6 protein-coding genes are annotated in these 6,159 nt (G+C 69.8%); 3 read left to right on the top strand and 3 right to left on the bottom strand.

The window, feature by feature from the left end:
- The 3 genes from ACFV4F_RS04570 to cas7u form a co-directional block, all read right to left on the bottom strand.
- Positions 1 to 454: hypothetical protein (locus tag ACFV4F_RS04570; protein WP_380500411.1), on the bottom strand; the 454-nt coding region annotated here is incomplete at its 3' end.
- A complete protein-coding gene (gene csb2, locus ACFV4F_RS04565; protein WP_380500410.1) occupies positions 451 to 1,923 on the bottom strand; it encodes a type I-U CRISPR-associated protein Csb2 in 1,473 nt (490 codons plus the stop codon). The genes ACFV4F_RS04570 and csb2, both read right to left, overlap by 4 nt.
- Before the next feature lie 6 nt (positions 1,924 to 1,929).
- Complete coding sequence (gene cas7u, locus ACFV4F_RS04560; protein WP_380500409.1) at positions 1,930 to 3,120, bottom strand: type I-U CRISPR-associated RAMP protein Csb1/Cas7u; 1,191 nt, start codon at positions 3,118 to 3,120, stop codon at positions 1,930 to 1,932.
- A 484-nt stretch (positions 3,121 to 3,604) separates the two neighbouring features.
- Between cas7u and ACFV4F_RS04555 the strand changes: the two genes are divergently transcribed.
- The 3 genes from ACFV4F_RS04555 (at position 3,605) to ACFV4F_RS04545 (ending at position 5,903) form a co-directional block, all read left to right on the top strand.
- On the top strand, positions 3,605 to 4,201 hold the full coding sequence (locus ACFV4F_RS04555) for a hypothetical protein (RefSeq protein WP_380500408.1): 597 nt from the start codon (positions 3,605 to 3,607) through the stop codon (positions 4,199 to 4,201).
- 390 nt (positions 4,202 to 4,591) lie between these two features.
- Entirely contained in the window at positions 4,592 to 4,975 is a 384-nt protein-coding gene (locus ACFV4F_RS04550) for a tyrosine-type recombinase/integrase (RefSeq protein ID WP_380500498.1), read from the top strand.
- Positions 4,976 to 5,594: 619 nt separating this feature from the next.
- Positions 5,595 to 5,903 carry a helix-turn-helix domain-containing protein gene (locus tag ACFV4F_RS04545; RefSeq protein WP_380500407.1) on the top strand — a complete coding sequence of 103 codons (309 nt, stop codon included), beginning with the start codon at positions 5,595 to 5,597 and terminating at the stop codon, positions 5,901 to 5,903.
- The last annotated feature ends 256 nt before the right edge of the window (positions 5,904 to 6,159 follow it).

Genomic DNA, 6,159 nt, shown 5'->3' with positions numbered 1-6,159 from the left:
GCGCGCCGCCGCGCGGGGGGGCCGGCGGGGGGGGCCCCCCGGCCCCCCCCCGGGGGGGGGGGGGCGCCCCGGCGCGCGCCACCGCCAGTTCCGTGGAGTGCTGGTGGGCCTGGTCGACCACGAGACGCCGGTCGACGCAGAAGAACAGCCGCAGCGGCACCTTCCGGTGCTCTCGGCCCAGCCCGCGAGCGTGCTCCCAGGCCAGGAGGAAGAGCCAGATGTCGATGAACGTCGTCTTGCCCAGTGCGGTGGGGACGTCGAGGTCCGGCCAGTCCGCGCCGTCGGCCACGGCGTCCAGGTAGGCGCTCTGCCACGGGAACGGCGCCCACCCCTCGCACTCATCGCACACCGCGGTCCTGGCGCCATCGGGGCAGTGGGTGTGGTGGTGGACCTCCCGGAAGAAGGCCGGAAACTCCGCCGCATCGATCACCGACAGTCGCTCGGTGCCGGTCACTGGTCGTCCTCCTGGAAGTCGGGCTCCGGTCGGCACAGGCCCAGGCCGAAGTTCTTCTTGCTGCCCAACACCACCGGCCCCGTCACCGGCCCCGGGAAGGTCAGGCGCACGTGGCAGCTCGGCAGCGGCCTCTCCCCGTGCTTGCGGCGTACCGGGAACCCGTCCACGCCCCGGGCCCCGGGTACGAGGCCGCCTCGCGGGCTCACTTGCACACGCACGGGTTCGGGCAGCCCGGCCGCAACACAGCTGGCCGCGATCGAGTCCGCCCATGCGGCTTCCTCGTACTTTTTGGGGAAGCGGTCGAGGACCATCGGCAGCACCGTGGTCCACACCGTCGAGGGCTCCTGCCACGTCCCCGGTTGGACGGTCTGCGGCCACTGGTCGTGGTCGGCGGGACTGACCCGTACGAGGTCCAGCGGTTCCCCGTCCGCGAACCGGATCCAGCGCAGGCCCCCGTCGTGGCGAAGGAGGGCTGCGAGCAGTGCCTTGCGGTCCTGTTTTGGCATCTCGTGGGGCAGGGCGATGCCGACTCCGCGGAGCATCCCGTCGGCGTGGTGGTGGCCGGCGAACGGCAGCGCGAGGTAGGCGACCGGCCGCGGGCCGTCCGGGGCGTTCTTGTGGCCGTGGACCGTGGTCATCGCTTCAACGTCGTGGCCCATCGCTTCCAGGGTGCCCATCACCATGCTCCGCAGGCTGCCGGTCAGCTCCACCGTCCACCGCGGGTCCAGCGCCACGCCCGGGGCGAAAGAGAACGTCAGCAGGTCACCGAACGGACCGTCCACGACCGGCGTTTCGGGCCGGTCGGTGTGGTCTGGGTCGAGGTAGTGGTGGGTGACCGACTGGCTCCAGGACGGCCGCTGCTCCTCGAACGCCTCCTCCAGCCACGCCAGGTACCCGCGGTAGGGGATCCGGATCGGCCGCGAGCCCTTCGGGTACTCCCCGTTGGCGGCAGGCCTCCAGCGCTGCCGCCACGCATCCTCGTCACCGGGCCCGTCGGGGCCGCACCAGGCATCCAGCAACCCGGACCCGGTCGAGCGCCCGAAGTACGGCACCCGGTGGGCCAGTTCCTTCAGCACCGGGGCGAGCTCCTCCCCCGGCTCCGCGGCCCAGCTGAACACCATCCGCGTACCGGACAGCGTCCTCTGCGCCCACGCCCGGGGGACACCGCCGGCGGTGCGTCCCGGCAGCGAGCCGTGGGTGACCTTCTTCGGGTCCACGATGTTGGTCACCACCCACGCCGCGCGCGGGTGCTCCGCCTCCAGTGGCCTGGCCGGCACCGTGACCACGGGCGGCGCCTGCGCCTCCAGCCAGGCCAGCGCCATCCGGTGAGCGGCATCGTCGAGGTCGGCGTGCGCGACCAGCGCACAGAACAGACGGGCCGGATGGGGCGGCCACTCCGCGCGCTCGCCGTCCATGGCGGTCGCCTGGTAGAGCGGCTCCAGCAGCTCCACCGAGATGTGGAAGGGCATGACGCTCTACTCGCCTTCCGCCTCGCCGATGCCCTCCAGGCGGAAGGAGCGCTCGATCGCCTGCTGCACCTGCGAGTTCGGCCGCAGCCGCACCGGCTCCTTCGACCACACCAGGCCAGCCTCCTCGGCCCGCGAGCGCGCCAACTCGAACAGCTCCAGTGCCTGCCCTGCGGTGTCCAGTTCCAGTGGCTCCGTCACCGCGACGCCCTCGCGCCCGCGGCCGACCCACTCGATCCGCTCCGAGACCAGCAGCAGGTCGCAGCCCGACCGCAGCCGCACCGCCGGCGCCGCGAACGCCAACCGGTCCCCCAGCAGCGCCAGCGTCCCCAGCAGGGCCCTTCCTGCCCGTACGTACTCCTTCGGCGCGTCACCGAAGCGCAGCGCCCTCAGGCCCGCCATGGCCAGCGTCGCGTTCCGCTCGATCGCCCGCACCGTCACCCCGCCCATGCCCTCGACAGGCGGGATCATGCCGTGCCCGACCGCCGACGCCTTGAGCGTCTTCCCCTTGCCCTTCTTCCCGGTGCCATCGACCGGCCTCCACCCGTCGGCGGTCAGCTCCACGTTGTCGCCGGGGAAGTTCCACTTGTCGAAGCGCCCCGCCGCCCGCTTCCCGGATAGCGGGTCCAGGCCCACCATCTCCGAGGTGTAGGTGCGCGGCACCTTCAGCTGCACGCGGCGCTTGCGGTGCGAGTCCCAGAGCCCGAACACCAGGTCCGATGGGGCCGACTCCAGGAAAGCCCTCACGTCTCCGGTACCGGTATCGCGAAGCGCGCGGCCCGTGTCCGTGTCGTCGAACTTCACACCGGCCTCGTCCAGCGCGTCCCGGAAGTACGCGTCGCGGGAGCGGTGCGGCGCGTCCAGGTTCGTCATCCGAAGCTCCCTGCCTTCCGCGCTCACGTGCAGTGCCAGGTGCGGCACCACCGTGTCCCCCAGATCGATGGCCTCCAGCAGGGCCGTCTCGCAGCGGTTCGCCTGCGACTGCCTCTGGTCCAGCAGCACCACCCTCGTGCGCTGCCCGCCGACCCACCGGTCCTCGAACAACTGGCCCGGACCGTCGCTCTCCTTGAGCTTCACCGTCGGCGGCGCCACCGGCGCCCCCACGCCAGCCGCTGGCTCGTACTGGGCCACGATCCGGATCGCACCGTCCCCCGACAGCCCGCTCGCCGCCCCAGCCAGCCGCTCGTACAACGCCTTCATGGAAACCTCCTTGGGCAGGAATCTCTCGGACAGCTCGCATCGAAGCAGCCGCCACCGACAGCCATCACTCATTTGAGTGATTGATCGTCAGAATTGCTTATCCAGCGATGACTTGAACTAAGATTTGCCGATCTGTGTCGACTGGCGGTAGCGCTGTCCGTGGAGCCTGATGTCGGCAACTCCGCATCTCTCGCGGCCAGTTGGCCTCCGAAACCACCTGCCCACCGAAGGGTCAGCGGCCGCAGCCGATCACCTTCGTCGCCCTGGAGGCGTCCTATGGCAGGCTGACGCCGCGCGGGCCACAGCTGAGCTTCTAGGGCGGGATCCCACCGCCGCATTCACCGCCCGAGCCCCCATGGAAGCCGTTGACTTCACACGCCACACCGCGATCCCCCCCCGCGCGAAGGTCCTGACCAGGCCCGTTCCGCGGCCCTACAGGTCCAAACTGGCCGTAGGTCCGCCCGCGACCCGGAAGGAGAACGCCATGCGTGGCACCGGAGCGATCTACAAGCGGTGCGGCTGCCGGGACCCTCACACCGGCCAACAACTCGGAAGCCGCTGTCCGGACCTGCATCGCCGCGGCCACGGCTCCTGGTATCTCGCGATGCCAAGGCAAGCAGCCGTCGACGATCGCCGGTCACGGCTACGCCGAGGCGGCTACCGCACACGGGCTGACGCCGAACAGGCACTCCGGCGACTGCAAGACCACGATCGCGTCCGCGAGGGCGGGCTCCTGACAACCGGGCAATGGTTGCAACGCTGGTACGTGATCGTCGAGCCGCATCTGCGACCATCAACCGCCCGCGGCTACCGGCAGCACTTGGAGCAGTACCTCGTGCCACTGCTCGGCCGCGAGCTGCTCTGCGAGCTGACCAACGACACGGTCCAGCTGGCTTTCAGCGCCATCGTCCGTCGGCACCAGAGCGTCGGCTCACCAGTCAGCGCCAGCACACTGTGCCGCGTCCAGGCGACACTGCGCGCCGCCCTGAACCTCGCCGTGCGCAGCGGCGGCCTGCTGACCACCAACCCTGCCCGCCATCTCGATCTACCACGAGCACCTCGGCCGCACCCGGTCGTCTAGACGGACAACCGGGTCGCCGGGTGGAGGCGGACGGGCGAGCACCCGCCTGTTGGCGTGTGGACGCCCGTCCAGACCGCCGCATTCCTCGCGTTCGCGAGTGACCACCGGCTTTACGCCCTGTACCGCCTGTACGCCCTACGTGGCCTCCGTCGCGGAGAAGGCGCCGGGCTCCGCTGGGCAGACTTCGACTCCTCGGGCCGCACACTCACAGTCGCTCGGCAGCTACAGCAGCGGGAGAACGGGCGGCTGGAAGTCTGCCCGGGCAAGACACGGGCCGGCGAGCGGACGATCGCCCTCGACAGAAGCACCATCCACGCACTGAATACACACCGTAACCAGCAAAAGGAGGAAAGACTCGCAGCGGGAACTGACTAGAATGAGTCCGACTTCATATTCACCGACACGTGCGGACGTCCGCTGCGCCCGGACTACATCGGCCACGTCTTCCAGAACATGGTGCGCAGGAGTGGCCTTCCACCTGCCCGGCTCCACGACCTGCGTCATGGTGCGGCGAGTCTCGCCTTGACCGGTGGGTCCGATCTCAAGGTTGTCCAGGCCCAGTTGGGACATTCCACGATCATGACCACCGCCGACACGTACACGTCGGTCCTCCCCGAGACGGCCTATCTCAGCGCCGAGGCTACGGCCCGAGTGGTCATCGATGCGGCCCGAAAGCTCTCCCGCGGCATCCGGTACCAGTCCACGCCCCGCAAGCGGCGCACGAAGGCCCATCCGGGACCCTCGATAAACAGAGCGATCCGTAGCTCAGCATGAGAACTTGACGGTCCGTCACCCAATCCCAATGCCCCACGAGCGACCCACTCGCGACCCATCGAAAACAAGTCGCGCGCCCTGTCGCACCCCCGCAAGCGAAAGAAAGCCCAGGTCACAAAGGGCGTCGGACCGAAATGCGGTCTCCGAATGAAATCGGCAGGCCTACGGATTAAAAGCAGCTCTTGAGTTAGCGTCGGCGCGACGTAGGGGGAGTGACAGCCCTGGACTCCTTATGCTCGTCACAGACCGTAGTTGCCGTCCCGCGTCTAGCGTCACTTTCAGGGTACTCCGGGCCATCGCGTGGCGCTCCGGTCGCGACCCACCGGGCAAGATCGCCATTTGCGGCATGCATCGCGGCCAGCGCCGAGAAGCGCCTCCTCAGCCGCGGGTGACCTGCACGGATTCCGGGAGCGGCTGGCCCTCCTCAGCGGTCGAACACGTCAGGTCGCCTTCCACTCACTGTGCCCGCCAGGTCTCGACGCGCTTCGAAGAACGACACGTACATACGGTCTGCCCCGTTCAGCACGCCAAGCCCTGTTCCGCCCGTCCAGGCGGACAGGTGACTGTGGGCGTGCCCGACCGAGCCCGAGCGGCTCCACCACCCCATCAGAGGGAGACCATGCACGTCCGACCCCACGTTCCCACCGCCAGCCGGTTTTCGGTTCCGACCCCGGCCGTCGCCGTAGCCCCCGCGTACGAGGCCGATCCGGCAGCGGAGTTCGACCTCCTGCACGGCGGCTGGTACTCGACCGAGGAACTCGCCACGCTGCTGAACGTCGACCCCTCGACCCTGCGGCGCTGGCGCACCGCCGCTCCCCCGCAGGGCCCGCCCTTCGTCCAGATCGCACCCCGCCTCTACCTGTACAGCATCCCCGACACCCAGCTGTGGCTCGCCGAGAAGCGCACCGACCCATCCGAGGCAGCCTGAATGCCCGACCACACCCAGCTCATCCCCATGGGTGTCGACCTCACCACCGACATCGAGCACCGACCCGACCGACGCCCACAGTTTCGCTACCGCGCCCGCGTGCGCTGGACCGACCCCAACGGCGGCGGCCGCAAGTCGGGGGGGGGCCCCCGCCCCCCCCCCGCGGGAGCGCGGATAAGAAACACGCACACCCTCCCACCCCCGGGACCGCGCCCTCAAGCCGCAACCCGCACCCCAACTCCACCCCGCCCCAGCC

The organism is Kitasatospora sp. NPDC059722 (genome assembly GCF_042733235.1).
GTDB lineage: Bacteria > Actinomycetota > Actinomycetes > Streptomycetales > Streptomycetaceae > Kitasatospora.
The sequence above is the reverse complement of the archived record's forward strand: the minus strand, read 5'-3'. Positions and strand labels throughout refer to the sequence as shown.